General features: G+C 37.3%; 13 protein-coding genes and 1 pseudogene. 4 read left to right on the forward strand and 10 right to left on the reverse strand.

All coding sequences use genetic code 11. The features are described 5' to 3' along the window. The coding region (locus tag EYS08_RS24995; RefSeq protein WP_131030944.1) for a hypothetical protein at nucleotides 1–200 on the reverse strand (200 nt) is incomplete at its 3' end. A 153-nt stretch (nucleotides 201–353) separates the two neighbouring features. Here EYS08_RS24995 and trxA point away from each other — a divergent pair. Then, nucleotides 354–650: a thioredoxin gene (gene trxA / locus EYS08_RS25000; protein ID WP_131032624.1), complete on the forward strand. Its 297-nt coding sequence runs from the start codon at nucleotides 354–356 to the stop codon at nucleotides 648–650. Here the strand turns inward: trxA and pdeM are convergent. The 4 genes from pdeM to EYS08_RS25020 form a co-directional block, all read right to left on the reverse strand. After that, entirely contained in the window at nucleotides 647–1,285 is a 639-nt protein-coding gene (pdeM, locus tag EYS08_RS25005; RefSeq protein WP_131032625.1) for a ligase-associated DNA damage response endonuclease PdeM, read from the reverse strand. The two genes, trxA and pdeM, sit on opposite strands and share 4 nt — an antisense overlap. 72 nt (nucleotides 1,286–1,357) lie before the next feature. After that, nucleotides 1,358–3,835, reverse strand: coding sequence for a ligase-associated DNA damage response DEXH box helicase (locus tag EYS08_RS25010; protein ID WP_131032626.1), 2,478 nt, complete (start codon nucleotides 3,833–3,835; stop codon nucleotides 1,358–1,360). A gap of 280 nt (nucleotides 3,836–4,115) precedes the next feature. After that, on the reverse strand, nucleotides 4,116–5,705 hold the full coding sequence (locus EYS08_RS25015) for an ATP-dependent DNA ligase (protein WP_131032627.1): 1,590 nt from the start codon (nucleotides 5,703–5,705) through the stop codon (nucleotides 4,116–4,118). A 2-nt stretch (nucleotides 5,706–5,707) separates the two neighbouring features. Continuing rightward, nucleotides 5,708–6,736 carry a ligase-associated DNA damage response exonuclease gene (locus EYS08_RS25020; protein WP_131032628.1) on the reverse strand — a complete coding sequence of 343 codons (1,029 nt, stop codon included), beginning with the start codon at nucleotides 6,734–6,736 and terminating at the stop codon, nucleotides 5,708–5,710. A gap of 155 nt (nucleotides 6,737–6,891) precedes the next feature. On the opposite strand from EYS08_RS25020, the gene EYS08_RS25025 reads away from it, so the two are divergent. Then, on the forward strand, nucleotides 6,892–7,503 hold the full coding sequence (locus tag EYS08_RS25025; protein WP_131032629.1) for a SatD family protein: 612 nt from the start codon (nucleotides 6,892–6,894) through the stop codon (nucleotides 7,501–7,503). Then, nucleotides 7,503–8,213, forward strand: coding sequence for a DUF3307 domain-containing protein (locus EYS08_RS25030; protein WP_131032630.1), 711 nt, complete (start codon nucleotides 7,503–7,505; stop codon nucleotides 8,211–8,213). The genes EYS08_RS25025 and EYS08_RS25030 overlap by 1 nt, the downstream gene beginning before the upstream one ends. A gap of 33 nt (nucleotides 8,214–8,246) precedes the next feature. Here the strand turns inward: EYS08_RS25030 and EYS08_RS25035 are convergent, their stop codons facing one another. The 5 genes from EYS08_RS25035 to EYS08_RS25055 all read right to left on the reverse strand — a co-directional run bounded on the left by EYS08_RS25035 (nucleotide 8,247) and on the right by EYS08_RS25055 (nucleotide 14,731). Further along, nucleotides 8,247–10,415, reverse strand: coding sequence for a S9 family peptidase (locus EYS08_RS25035; RefSeq protein ID WP_131032631.1), 2,169 nt, complete (start codon nucleotides 10,413–10,415; stop codon nucleotides 8,247–8,249). A gap of 98 nt (nucleotides 10,416–10,513) precedes the next feature. Then, a complete protein-coding gene (locus EYS08_RS25040) occupies nucleotides 10,514–11,161 on the reverse strand; it encodes a DUF4412 domain-containing protein (RefSeq protein WP_131032632.1) in 648 nt (215 codons plus the stop codon). Nucleotides 11,162–11,184: 23 nt separating this feature from the next. After that, a complete protein-coding gene (locus EYS08_RS25045) occupies nucleotides 11,185–11,961 on the reverse strand; it encodes an enoyl-CoA hydratase/isomerase family protein (protein ID WP_131032633.1) in 777 nt (258 codons plus the stop codon). A gap of 1 nt (nucleotide 11,962) precedes the next feature. Beyond that, on the reverse strand, nucleotides 11,963–14,050 hold the full coding sequence (locus tag EYS08_RS25050) for a ComEC/Rec2 family competence protein (RefSeq protein WP_131032634.1): 2,088 nt from the start codon (nucleotides 14,048–14,050) through the stop codon (nucleotides 11,963–11,965). Between the two features lie 3 nt (nucleotides 14,051–14,053). Beyond that, complete coding sequence (locus EYS08_RS25055; protein ID WP_208745950.1) at nucleotides 14,054–14,731, reverse strand: hypothetical protein; 678 nt, start codon at nucleotides 14,729–14,731, stop codon at nucleotides 14,054–14,056. Between the two features lie 84 nt (nucleotides 14,732–14,815). Between EYS08_RS25055 and EYS08_RS25060 the strand changes: the two are divergent. Further along, nucleotides 14,816–15,005: pseudogene (locus EYS08_RS25060) on the forward strand (IS5/IS1182 family transposase); the annotation flags it as partial.

The following is a 15,005-nucleotide window of genomic DNA, read 5'->3' on the forward strand; positions in this document are numbered from 1 at the left end:
TTCTTGGGGAGTTTTTTTTTAAGGTCCTCAACGGACTCATCGCTTCTCTGAAGGATCAGTCGCTGGTTGTCATCGATAATCCACTCCACAACCTCGCCCTGCTTGAACTCGATTGCCTGGGCGACAGCTGAGGGGAAATTAACATACCACTGCTCGCTTGTCTTTCTTTTTATAACCTGTACTTTGGTTGGATATCCCATATCTAGTTGTATAACTAGATGTAAAAATCAAAAAAAATAACCGTAAAACCAAATTTACGGCTACTTTTTTTTCTTGACTAGTAAATAGCCAAACTCAAGTCTTTGGTTAAAACCAAAGTGTTGCATCGTTGTTTCTAAATAAACATAAATATCATGGCTAAGTTTTCAGATTTAATTAACGGTGACAAACCTGTTCTTGTTGATTTTTTTGCCGAGTGGTGCGGTCCTTGTAAAATGATGAAGCCGATTTTGGAGCAGTTAAAATCTCAGGTTGGCGATGCTGTTTCTATCATTAAAGTAGATATTGATAAGAATCAACCAACTGCTGCTTCTTTTAATATTCAAGGTGTACCTACTTTAATCCTCTTTAAAAACGGAAAACAGGTGTGGAGAAAAAGCGGTGTTTTACAGGCATCGCAGTTGAAACAGGTAATTGATGCACACGCCTAAACTTCTACTACATTTTTAGGCGTTACTGCAAAAATGCGTTCGTTTGCTTTCGGATAAACTGTATAAAGTCCGGTAAACAAACTAAAAGCTGGCAAAACGGCGTAGTCTTTACCAAAATAGAAGCATGGGAATTTTAATCTTTGCTTGGCTTTGCCCACAATGGTTACACCTGGATGGATATGGCCGCTGATGGGGTATAATTCTTCTTCCATACCATTTGGAGCATCATGAATAAAGCAAAATGGCCCCAGGCAAAAACTAGGTTCATGTATTTCGATATTCATTGCAGCATAATTGGCATCTGAAAGTCTATCATGGTTCCCCTTTACCAATAGAAAATTAAGCTCCTGGTATTGTTTTCTCCATACAGAAAATTCATCAATATCAGTATTTAAACCATGGTGGAACATATCTCCATTAATGAGCAATGTTTTAGGATCGTATTGTTTAATCAATAAACTTAAACGTTGAAGATCTGTTTGGGCAATGGTAGAAGGGACTTGCAAACCGGCCTGACGGAAGTGCGCAGATTTACCCAAATGCAGATCACTTATGGCTAAAAGCTGATATTTAGGTAAAAACAAAGCCCTTTCTTTATCTAAAATCAATTCCTCACCCTGGCTTGTAATGTTCATTTATTTCGCTTTATTGTCATCCTGAGCCTATCGAAGGATCTTTTAAATCCCGACAGATCCAAGAAGATGCATTTATTTAATTTTCTCTGATTCCGCTTTCATCCGTATAATCCGTTGCTCCAATTCTTCTGAGCTCATATTTTCACGCAGGCTATCTACCTTAATCGGGAAAGACAGCGGTGTAAAACTTTTAGGATTGGTGATTACAATTGCTCCATGCTGAATTCGATCCAATGCTGCCGCCAATCTTGGCTCTTCCAATTGTTGGTAAAAAACTTCATCGTATGCCTGTCGCAAAAGTAAATTATGTTTATCATAATCGGTAAAAACATTAAAAAACAAACCAGCAGATGCCTGGAGATGCTTATTGGCTACATATTTACCTGGGTAGCCCTGAAAAACAAGTCCGGAAATGCAGGCAATATCCCTAAATTTCCGTCTTGCCATTTCAGTTGAATTGATACTCAACATAATATCTTCGGTTAAATTTACAGGCGAAAAAACCTCATAAGCAATTGATTCGTCCATAGGAATTTCTGTTTCACTCAAAAGTTCAAAACCATAATCGTTCATGGCAATAGAAAAACTGATCGGCAACAATTTACTTAAACGATAGGCAACCAGGGCCGCCAAAACCTCATGTACCAAACGACCTTCAAATGGATAGGCAAAGAGATGAAAACCTTCTTTGTTATTAATGAGTTCGATCAGTAATTCATCATTTTTGGGTACATGAGAACGTTTTTCCTGTAATAGAAACAGCGGATACACGGCATCTAATTCTTCATCCTGATGTGTTTTATCCAATGCTTCATTGTATTTCTTCCGTAAAACTGACCCTAAATTGGAAGAAAGGGGTAAGCGGCCACCATTCCAGCTCGGAGAGATCGCATTTTTCTGTTTACTTACCCTCACCACAACAGTCATATCTTTTACCTGAATAAATTCTAAAACCCTGCCAGCCAGACGGAAATTATCGCCAGCTTTTAATCGGGTAACAAAATATTCTTCAACCATGCCGATGTAACCACCAGAGAGGAATTTAACTTTTAACATGGCATCACTTACAATTGTTCCAATATGCAAACGGTGTCGCATAGCCAATTGTCTGCTCTTTACTTTCCATAGCCCATCTTCGTCTTTAACCACTTTCTTAAATTCGGTGTAGGCACTTAAACTATCTCCACCTGAAGTAATAAATTGCATTACCCAGGTCCATTCTTCAGGAAGGATAAGCTTAAAAGCATGGGTGTTCTTAATCTCTTCGTAAATGATTTTATCATCAAATCCGTCACCTATGGCCAGCGTAACCAAATATTGAACCAAGGTATCAAATACCATAATAAAGGGCTCACGGCTTTCTATATTGTTTGTTTTTGCTGCTTCTTTAATCGCTGCTGCTTCAACCAGTTCTAATGCATGTGTTGGTAAAAAATATATTTTAGAGGTTTCGTGAGGGGAGTGGCCCGAGCGGCCTGCCCTTTGCAAGAACCTGGCAACACCCTTTGGCGAGCCCACCTGAACAACAGTATCAACAGGTTTAAAATCTACGCCTAAATCTAACGATGAAGTAGCAATAACAGCTTTAAGCTGTCCGGTATGTAAGGCATCTTCAATCCAGTTACGGAGTTCGAAATCTATCGATCCATGGTGTATGGCAATCCTTCCGGCTAGTTCGGGTTCGATATTCAACAAATGCTGGTACCACATTTCCGATTGTCCGCGGGTGTTGATAAAAATTAAAGTGGTTTTACTTTTTTCAATAATCGGTAAAAGCTTGTAGGCTAGCTTTAAACCCAAGTGCCCAGCCCAGGGCAATGTTTCGATATCATCGGGTAAAATTGATTTGATTAGGATTTTCTTTTCCAAATCGGCTTTAACAATAATCCGTTTGGCCTCCATATTGGGTTCGAGTACATCCAGTGCCTCTTCAATATTACCAATAGTGGCAGAAATCCCCCAAATTCTTAAAAACTGATTTTTCTCTAACTTTTGTAAGCCTTTAATCCGCGATACGGCCAACTCCACCAACACGCCTCGTTTGCTACCCAAAAGTTCATGCCATTCATCAGCAACAATACATTTAAGATTTTTGAACAAAGTTGAAGTGCCTTTTTGCGCCAGTAACAAGTGCAGGCTTTCTGGCGTAATCAACAAAATTTCGGGCATCGATTTTTTCTGCTGCAATTTCTCTGCCTGAGAGGTATCACCATTACGCACACCTACGTGCCAATCCAACTCCAGCTCCAATAAAGTTTCGCGCATGGCCCTTGCAATATCTTTGGCCAGGGAGCGGAGTGGGGTAATCCAGATTAACTGTAAACGGTCTTTCGCTTTTTTATTGTTAGCCTCTGATGCATTTAGAGCCTCAATAACCACTGCCAAAAATAAGGAAAAGGTTTTTCCGAAACCTGTGGGCGCATTTACCAAACCGCTATAACCATCCAAATAATACTGCCAGGCATCTTCCTGAAACTGAAAAGGCTTGCGTTTATTGGTCTTTAGCCAGGCTTTTATCTTTTTATAACCTTTGGTTTTGGTTTGGTCCATGCTTAAATATCGCTGCTTTTGATGGGTTTTCTAATTATTTCTTGAAAAGCAATAACAGTAATGCTTCGGTTAGAGCAGTCCCGCCATTCACTTTACCTTTTTTGTAATTACCTTTAAATGTTAATTTATCCATAACAAAAAAGGGTATCGCTGCTGTCGGGTTTAAAATCGTAGGGCAAACCTGTCAGTAGCCTGTTATTTCTTCGGTCTGCGTTCTCACAGACCGAAATTATTAAATTTTAATCTCGATGGCCTGTGATGACACAGGACATGGATTCCCTTACAAAGTGGATTGCAGTAACTGCCTCAAATCTTCCAAAGTATTAATTTCATCGGCTTTTTTATCTTTTCGCCACCGCAATATACGTGGAAAGCGCAACGCTAAGCCTGCTTTATGCCGTTTACTTTCAGCAATTCCCTCAAATGCAATTTCAAAAACCAGTTCGGGTTTTACGGTACGTACCGGGCCAAATTTCTCAATTGCATTACGGGTTACAAAGCCATTTACTTCTTTAATTTCTTTATCTGTTAAGCCTGAATAGGCTTTTGCAATCGTGACTAAATTTTCGCCATCACGAACAGCAAAGGTATAATCGGTAAAAAAATTAGCCCTTCTGCCACTTCCTTTTTGCGCATAAATCATTACCGCATCAACCGTGTAGGGATTGATTTTCCATTTCCACCAATCGCCGCGTTTTCGTCCACTATGATAATGAGAGGTCAACTTCTTCAACATAATCCCCTCGCTGTTAATCGATCGAGATGTTTGTCTTAATTTGGCCAATTCTTCCCACGAATGGCAATTGATTACCGGAGAAATCATCACCGGACTTTCAGCTAAACCACCAATCAACCCTTCGAGTGTTTTTCGTCTTATACTTAAAGGTTCTTCTCTAAAATCCTCGGCTTCATATTCTAAAATATCATAAACAAAAAAGCCAATGGGTGCATCTTCCAATTGTTTTTTACTAATCGTTTTGCGATTTAAACGTTGTTGCAGCGTACTGAATGATAAAACCTGTTTATCCTGCACAGCAAGTATTTCGCCATCTAAAACCACACCATCAGGCAAGACATCGATCATAAAATGCAGTTCGGGGAACTGTTCTGTAACCAGTTCTTCGCCACGGCTCCAGATAAAGAGTTCTCCGTTCCGTTTTACAATCTGCCCGCGAATGCCGTCCCATTTCCATTCGGCCTGCCATTCAGAAATATTACCTAATTTCTCTGGTTCCTGCTCTAAGGCATAGGCAAGGCAAAAGGGGTAAGGCCAGGAATTATCGGTATTCACATGGATACCATTTATCAGTTCGTGAAAAGTAATTTCATAAGGATTCCATTTCCCCATAATGCTATGCATAATCTGGGCGCTATCTAAACTGCTTTGTTTAGCCAGCGCATTCACGAGCATTTTATTGGAAACACCAATCCTGAAATTTCCAGAAATCAATTTGTTAAAAATAAAACGTTCCTGTGTTTCAAGTTTATTCCATGCACTCAGAATAAATTCTTTTTTAGTTTCATCATCCTTACCTTCCAGATCATGCAAATCTTCAACCCATTTATGCAATTGAAAATCTGAGGTGTTTTCGGCAGGCGGCAATAATAGGGCGATGGTTTCGCTTAAATCGCCAACATTGGCATAACTTTCGGCAAATAACCATTCTGGCGTTTCGGTAATGTTTATGGCCCAGTATTTAAGCAGGGCTGATTTAATTGGTCTTTTAGGTTTTTTACCTGTAAACAATGCGATAACCCACACCTTGTCTTTATCATCGGCATGGTTAAAATAATTAACCAATGCCGCAATTTTATCGTTGGTTTTATTGCTCAGTTCGAGCTGTTGGATCAATTGGGCAAAACGTTTCATCGTTATTTATTTTCGTTTTGATCAACTAGATCTACTTTATTTTCTTCATCATCTTCTTGCCCAAATTTGGTTAACACTTCAGCAGCTTCTATACCTGCATCATTTAAAAACCGACTAAAGGCAGCCGTAAAACCATGCGTAACATATACTTTTTCCGCTCCGGTTGCAGTAATAGCTTCCATTAAGCCAGGCCAATCAGCATGATCACTCAGTGCAAAGCCGGCATCAGCACTTTGCCAACGGCGGTGTGCCCGCACCTGCATCCAACCAGAACAAATACCTGTTACGGGCTGAGCTAAATTTTTGATCCAGCGGCTATCCCTCATGGCAGGTGGCACAATTACAATACCTTTCTGTAATTCATCCTTAGTAGTTTCAGGAGTAATTCTGATGGTTTTTGGAAGCTTTACACCTGCATCAATAATCACTTCATTCAGATTAGCAATACTGTTATGTACGTAAATAGGAATACCACCAGCCAAATTTTTAATTAAACGTTGTGCTTTGCCCAAACTGTAGGCAATTAATACACTTGTTTTTTGCTGTATAATATTATCGCTCACCCAACTCTTAATGCCATTAAAAACAACTTCTTGCTTTTGCCATTTGTAAACAGGTAAACCAAAAGTGCTCTCAGAAACAAAAGAATGGCACTTAACAGGCTCGAAGGGTGTGGTAATGCCATCATCTTCAATTTTATAATCACCAGAGATGACACAAATTTCACCTTTATAAGCTAAACGTACCTGAGCAGATCCGATAATGTGTCCGGCAGGAAAAAATGAAATATTCACTCCATTGCGGATAATGCTTTCTCCATATTCCAATGTTTCTACATTCAAATCTTCGCTGATCCTGCGTTTGATGATAGGCTTGGTTAAGGTATGGCAGAGATAGTATTTATTTCCAAAACGCACATGATCGCTATGTCCGTGCGTTGTAACTGCATAATCTACAGGCCACCAGGGGTCTATATAAAAATCGCCCTGCTTACAGTAAATTCCTCTTTTGGTAAATTCTATTAATGCCATAGCTACTAAACAATAAATTTATTGATTAGTTTTAGATCAATATCGGCTAAAAACCCGATAATTTAAAATATCGGCTAAATACCCGATAAACAGAAATATCGGCTAATTAGCCGATATTAGTTTTGAAATATGAATAATAAGTTCGATATTGTAATATGATTTGCATTATAACAGGTGATATTGTAGGCTCAAGGAAGATTAAAGATAGCTGGTTATTAAGCTTAAAAACCGCTTTAAAAGTAGTTTCCGATCAGAATAGCAAGTGGGAGATTTACCGGGGGGATAGTTTTCAGGTAGAAGTTGAGCCAGAAAATGCCATCAGGGCTGCTGCTTATCTAAAAGCATCTATCAGGATAAATAAACCTGCAGATGTAAGGATGGGCATTGGAATTGGAGATATCAAAAACAAACGGAAAAAACTTTCAGAATCCAGCGGAGATGCTTTTGTAAATTCAGGAGCGGCATTTGACAGTTTAAAACAGGCTAAGGTTAATTTAGCCATTAAAACTGATTCTGCTGATTTTGATGAGGAAATTAATGTCTTAATAAAGCTTTCGCTCATATCAATGGATAGCTGGGGAGTTGTAGCTGCCGAAATGGTAAAACTTGCTTTAGAGAACAATAACCTGTTACAAAGCGAACTGGCGGCTATTTCGGGCCGAACGCAATCATCAGTAAGCGAAGCTTTAAAGCGGGCACATTATACCGAAATTATGGAAATGGACAGGCTTTACCGTAAAAAATTGAACCAAATGATTTTAAAATAATGGATATCTATTTAATCAAGCTTATTCTTGTCCATTTAATTGGAGATTTCTTTTTACAACCAAATGCTTGGGTAAAAGATAAAGAAAGGAAAAAATTAAAATCAATAAAGCTCTATTTGCATGTGGTTATCCACGTAGCTTTGATATTTCTTATTTTCTTAAACTTTGGCGTTTGGAAGGTAGCACTATCAATAGGAGTGCTTCATTTTGTGATTGACGCTTTAAAATCGATCTTTCAGACCAAAAAAAATGCACGGATACTGTTTTTTGTTGATCAGGTTCTGCATTTTACTTCGATAGTAGTAGTGTGGCACTTTTTTTATAAAGGAAGTTTAAACATCAGTTTTTTTAATGAAACCAAAACCTGGGTTTTAATTGCAGGAGCTTTATTTCTAACGATGCCCACATCTATTGTGATGCGGGTAATTATTGCCAAATGGCTTCCTGATAACCAACCAGACAGCCCGCAGTCGCTACAAAATGCAGGTAAGTATATCGGGATACTGGAAAGAGTGCTGATCTTCTTGTTTATCCTAACCAATCATTTCGAAGCCGTTGGCTTTTTACTCGCAGCCAAATCCATATTTCGGTTTGGCGATTTAAAAGAAGCACACGACCTTAAATTAACTGAATATGTACTGATCGGAACATTGTTAAGCTTTGGAATAGCCATTGCAACGGCTATGCTTATTCAAATGTTTATTGCATAAAAAAAGCAGCCCGAAAGCTGCTTTTAAATTTTTCTATCTGGCTCCTGGAGGGCAGTTTTCTTTTAAAAACTTAGTGTAAGTTAAGGATAAATGTTTGCCAGTTCCTTCGCCCTCAGAGATACTGTGGGTGCGGTTTGGATAACTCATCAATTGAAAAACCTTTCCGTTTTTAATTAACTCATTAATCAGCATTTCGGCATTCTGATAATGTACGTTATCGTCGCCAGTACCGTGAATATATAATAAATTGCCTTTTAAGTTTTTAGCATAAGTAATCGGAGAACCCTTAACATATGCCTCTTTACTTGGGAAAGGAGTACCCATATAACGCTCCTGATAAACATTATCGTAGGTTAATTGGTTACCAACCGCTGCAATTGCAATACCTGTTTTATAAATTTCAGGATATTGGAACATCAGGTTTAAAGTAGATGAACCGCCACCACTCCAGCCCCAAACGGCAACACGGTCTTTATCCATAAAAGCATGAGTAGCCAATAGTTTTTTAGCGGCCATCGCCTGATCGCGGACATTGATGACCCCAATATTTTTATAAATACTTTTGCGCCATACACTCCCTTTAGGAAGGGGTGCACCTCTATTATCCATTGAAATATAGATATAACCATCTTTAGCCATATCACCGGCATATAAACGGTTTCTTCCTGCACCATAAGTATCTAATGCTGTAGCTGAAGCAGGCTCCCCATAAACATAAAATACTACTGGGTATTTCTTATCTGGATTAAAATTATCAGGTTTTTTCATCCAACCGTCCATTTCAATACCATCTTCAGTAGTTACTTTAAAAAACTCAACTTTGTTTTTAGTCGCCGCTTGCTTAGCTAATTGTGTAGTAATGCTCCCGTCCATTGTAAATGGATTCCCTGTAGTAAAGTTCATCCACTCTGTAATTGGCTCAACAAGCGAACTGTTATATGAATGGCGTGCAAAAGCAGCATTTGGAGAAATATCGTAATTATGTGTTCCTGGTAAAACCGAAGGTGTAACCTGTTCTAATTTACCTTTTCCATCTAACTTGGTTTTAAATAGATATTTCTGAGTGGCATTTGTTGGTGATGCCAGAAAATAAACCATGTTATTTTTTACATCGATCAATTTTACATCAATCACATCATAATTGCCTTTAGTAACCAATGTTTCTTTTTTTCCATCCAAATTGATTCTATACAAGTGGTTCCAACCATCCTTATCAGATACAATTGTAAACTCTTTATTATCATTTAACCATTTCCATTCATCCTGTGCATCAATCCACGCTTTAGCTTTTTCGGTATAAACTGCTTTTGCCGATCCTGTACTCGCATTACAAATGAATACTATACTTTCGTTTTGCTCGCGGTTAAGCTGTTGTAAAATAATGTCATTACTGTTAGGTACCCACTGCATACGTGGAATATAGTGCTGAATATTATCACCAGGAACATTTAGCCAGTTTGTTTTGGCTGTTGCGATATCAACCACACCAACTTTACAAGCCGATGGATTTTCGCCCACCTTTGGATATTCTACAGGAATGGTATATGGATAAATAGAATCTGTATTATTGATCATTAAGAAATTTTTGATCTTCGTTGCATCAAGCTGCCAATAAGCAATAGATTTGCCATCCGGACTCCATCTAAAACCATCACGGCAATCAAATTCTTCTTCATAAACCCAATCAAAAGTACCGTTAATCATTCGGTCTGTACCATCAGTGGTTAAGGCCTTTGCACCAGTTCCATCGATATTTTCTACATACAGGTTATGTTTGCTTACATAAGCAACCTTGCTGCCATCGGGCGATAACTTAGCAAACATTAGTGATGAAGCTGGTCTATCTTTTCCAATTTGAGTGATTTTATTGGAAGTTAAATCTGCTAGCCAATAATCTCCACGCGTATCGTAACGCCAAACTTTTTTACTATTGGTGTAGATTAGTGCTTTCGAACCATCATCCGATAACTGGAAACTTCTTACAGTAATAGCATCATTTTTTCCCGCAGGTGTTAATAACCCCCTTGATATAACGGTTTTACGATCGTTTTTAGGAAGTGTTATTGAAACGATTTCGCCACCAATATTCTGATAATAGGAGTTACCGTCTTTTGCCCAATTAATATTTTGAGCTTTTGCATCAATTAGCGCGCATAATGCTATACAAGCAATTGATAATCTTAATAATAATCTTTTAATCATATATAGTTTTTGGACATAAAAAAAGCTTTTCAACTTTCGGGCTAATTTAAATAAAAAGCCTGCAGTTAAAAAGCTGTAAATTATCTGGAACTGATTAATTATTCACCACCACCTTGCATGGCTTTCAATTCGTCCATAGTTACTACTTCGTAACCAGTAGGAATTTCAGTGCTAATGGCACCTACTTTAGCTTCAGAAAGAGATTTTAAAACCAGATCTGAATTTACACCATTAATTGGTGCCGAATATTTTACAGGAAGTGCCCCCAAACCTTTAAAGAAACCACCATTGGTAATTGCAGCAATATCAACATCCTTTGTTGCCCATAATTCATGAGCTCCGCCTTTGTCATCTTTATAGGTATATTTTTCAGCACTAAACCCACCAATTGTCTGTTTTTCACCAGTTGCTTTGTAATCAGAATATTTTGGCAATAAAGCTTCTTGTGCTTCTGTTTCTGCCTTGCTCACCTTTACTGCAAACTGCTTTTGAGCTACAGGAACGTCAATTAATAATAATCCGCTTTTATCTGCCGTGTTCGAAATGATGTTAACCATGGCAGGGCCATTTTCAATTTCTATTTTGGTTAAACTACCATTAAATTTAGTTTTAATGTCGGTTGTTGTACCATTAGTAGTTACTGCAAATACCAAGGTACCTTCAGCAATTTTCTTTTGTGCATGGGCAATTATAGCAGTACTTACTAAAATTAAAGCTATAACGCTGGTTTTGATTGATTTGAACATGTTTTTATTTCAGTTTAGTTTTTTTACCAATTAATTTTTTCTTTGTTTAAAAATGAAGAGATTCCTTTTTTAAAATCTTCACTCTCCCTTACACGGGCATTTATCTGTACGGCAGTTTCCAAGCATTTTTCCAATAGGGGATTGGTTGTTTGCGTAATCAATTGTTTAGTAATCATTAACGAATTACCAGAGCTCCCGCTACACAAACTTAGTGCAAATTCTCTTACCATTTGATGAATATCGAATGAATTTGTTACAAAATTTATCAAATTATATTTCAATGCCTGCTCAGCAGAAAAGATTTTTCCAGTTAGTAAAATTTCCTTAGCGATGGATTCACTCACCTTTTGTTTTAAAAAGCAAGAAACAATAGCAGGTACAAAACCAATTTTCACTTCAGTATAACCAAAATTACTTTCAGGGGTCGCAAAAACAATATCACATATCGTGGCCAAACCACAGCCGCCGGCAATGGCATGACCTTCTACCTGTGCAATAACCACTTTTGGTAAATAATAAATGGTTGTAAAGAGTTTTTTTAGATGATTAGAATCGGCTACATTCTCTTCAAATGTATTGTACTGTAATTGCTGAAGATATGCTAAATCGGCTCCAGCACTAAAAGTATCGCCATTTGCATTCAATATTACCACTTTTACCAGATCATCTTCAGATGCTTTTATAAATGCAGAAGTTAATTCAGCGATAAGTTGAGGGTTTAGCGCATTTCTTTTTTCGGGCCTATTGATAGTTATCGTTGCTATTCTTTCAGCAACCTGATATAAAACCAGATTTTCCATGTTATTGGGTTAGTTGCACCAAATATGCTTTATTTTTCTTTAAAACATGTACATCTATATCATTATTCTCCATACACTTCTTTAAGATCTGGATTTTATAATCTTTATTAGTAGCATCGATTATTGCAGTTTTATATTTTATATCAAGGTCCATTTTCGCTAAATTAAATTTAGTATTCCCACTTAACCAGATACTTGAAAAGGTGGCATTTCCGCTTATATTTTTATCATTCAGGTTTTCATCAATCAACAGCACCTTATAATTAAAAAAGGAAATTTGGTTGTTCTTTAATACGAACTGCCCTAAAACGGTATCTTTGCTGAAACTAATAAAACGTATTTTGTCTACCTGTAATTGCGTTAATGCCGGAACAACAGAAAAATTATAATTTTTATCTTCGTCGCTTAAATCTGAAACCAAAACAGCTTCTTTTCCATTAATAAAAGCAGCCGCATAGTTTTTTCTTAGTGAAAAGAAAATAATTTTCCTTTGATGGAAGGCGTTTAGATCATTGTGTACAATCAAAAGTTGATAGCAAACAAATAACGTTAAGGAAGAGAACAAAAATCGTTTGTTAAATTTCGCCAAGGCATAAATAAACAATCCGAGCGATAGGCTCAACAATATAAACTCAGGCAAATTAATCCATATTGATGAAAAGCTAGCATACGGTAAATTGGCAATCCATTTTAATACGGCATTTGTAAAATTTATTATCCATTCGAAAACCGGAGCTAAAAATCTGAATACCGGAATTAATACTCCAATTCCTAAATACATCATTAACACCAATGGGATGGTGATAAAAAGATTCGCAAAAAGAAAGTAAAGTGGGAATTGATGAAAATAGTAAATGCTTAGTGGAAACGTAACCACTTGTGCGGCTAAAGACATAGCTGTGAAACTCCATAACTTATCTAGCCAAATATGTTCAGCATAAAGAAGGTTATAAATTTTAGGCTGAAGATAAATTAGTCCGAATACGGCCAGATAGGAAAGTTGAAACCCAACATCTAAAATTAAAAATGGATTGTAAACCAGCTGGCAAAATGCCGAAAAGGCCAAAACATTATAACTGTTGGTTTGCTTCGATAAAACTTTAGCCGTAATTAAAATGCTGATCATTACAGCCGAGCGCACCACAGAAGGTGATAATCCTGTTAACAAAGCATATCCCCAAATCAAAGTACTGATCAACAACAGTTTCACAATCCTTAGCGCCCGATTCTTGTTCAAAAAGAAGAACAAAAAATCCAAAACGACATAAATAATTGCTACATGTGCTCCTGATACAGATAAAGCATGAATGGTTCCGGTTTTGGAATAGGCCGATAAAGTTTCTTTGCTTAAATCAGCACGGTAGCCTAAAATAAGGGTAGAGGCCACCGCAAAAGCTTCGTCACTTTTAATCAAGCTTCGGTATTTGGCTACCTGCTTTTCTCTTATGTTTAAAGCCATCTTTATAATGGGAATACCAATGTTATTTTTGTTGTTAACAATATGTTCCTGATCTATAAAAGCCTGATGATAAATATTCTGACTGCCCAGCCAGGCTTTAAAATCAAATTCTGCAGGATTATATGGAGGCTCTATTTCGGTATATACAGCTGGGATCATGATTTCGTCGCCATACTTTAATTTAATAGGATTTAAACCATCTAATTTTACGGCAAGAAGCATCTGCCCGGACAACCTGACCTGTTTGTCTTTTTGGTATCCCGATACTACCCTTGCTTTAAAACGTACGATGTTGCTACTTTGCTGAGGTTCATTGTTCACCCAAACTTTTAAATAGCTGCACTGCGTTTTTGCAAAATAATTTTGGTTTAAACTTTCGTTATGGAATAAGCAAAGTAAACTACCAAGGCTGAGAAAAAGTATAAAAATTAAAATACCAACGACTCCCTTGTAACGGTATACATTTAATCTTTTATAGGTAATATTCAACAATAAAATGCTCAATAAAACAACAAGTAGGACTGAGGCCCACAATTGAATATATACGCTTTTTGGAAAAAAATAAAAAACGCAGATACCTAAAAGAAAAGGAAATAGGATCCTGACAAAAACATATTCGGACTTAAACATTGTTTAAAACTGATAGCGTACCTGAATTTTAACTTCCGATTTTTTATTGCCCTTAATTTCGTCCAGATAAGTACCTACCGTTTCTACATCCTCGTACATAAACAATCCATATCGAACCCAAAGATTTAGTTTTTTGACTACATTGTATTTCAGGTTGACATAAGTCCTAAAGCCTCTTCCATTATACATTCCAAAAGCAAAACTGTATAAAACATCATCTTCATAGGCGTAAATTCTACTGTTATAACTCGGAGTATTGAAATAGGCAAATCTTACATTTCCGGTCAACTTAGCGAACATAGGCGAATAGTCTACATCCTGATAAACGAGATGACCAAATTCTCTATTGGCACTACCTTTTTTATATTGAGAAATCTCTAGCCTGTTTTGGAAGTGCCAATTATTATTCAATTGCCAGCTTGCCTCTGCCCGGTAACCTTCTCTTTTTACATTGTCTAAAAAGTTAACAGGCACATCCAAACCCGTATTTTGTTGTTTATGTTCTGTTTTAAATCGGACTAAAACTTTAAAGGTTTTGCTTGGTGTATAAATGGCCTGGGTTAAAATCTCGTAACCTTTTGATGGCTCATCAACACGGTATTTTAACCACGGGAACCTAAAATAATCACCATAGAAAGAAAAGGCCCAATGTTTATGAGGGCACTGAAAAAGTCCCTTCAAGATTGGGTCAGAAAAAAGGAGTAGAAATTAATAATTTCTGCTCCTTTTTTTGTATTTTAAAGGTGTACCAGAACGGCCTTTAAAATGCTTCTTCAACAACAAAAAATCCAGTTTAGCGAATTTTCCAGGCTCTACGATCTGATTGTCCCTAAGGAGAATCTGCTGCGCAAGATTAACGAGCTTATAGATTTTAGTTTTATATATAACGAGCTTTTGGATAAATACTGTCAGGACAATGGGCGTGCGGCAGAGAGCCCTGTGCGTATGTTCAAAT

This window comes from Pedobacter kyonggii (assembly GCF_004310665.1).
GTDB classification, from domain to species: domain Bacteria; phylum Bacteroidota; class Bacteroidia; order Sphingobacteriales; family Sphingobacteriaceae; genus Pedobacter; species Pedobacter kyonggii.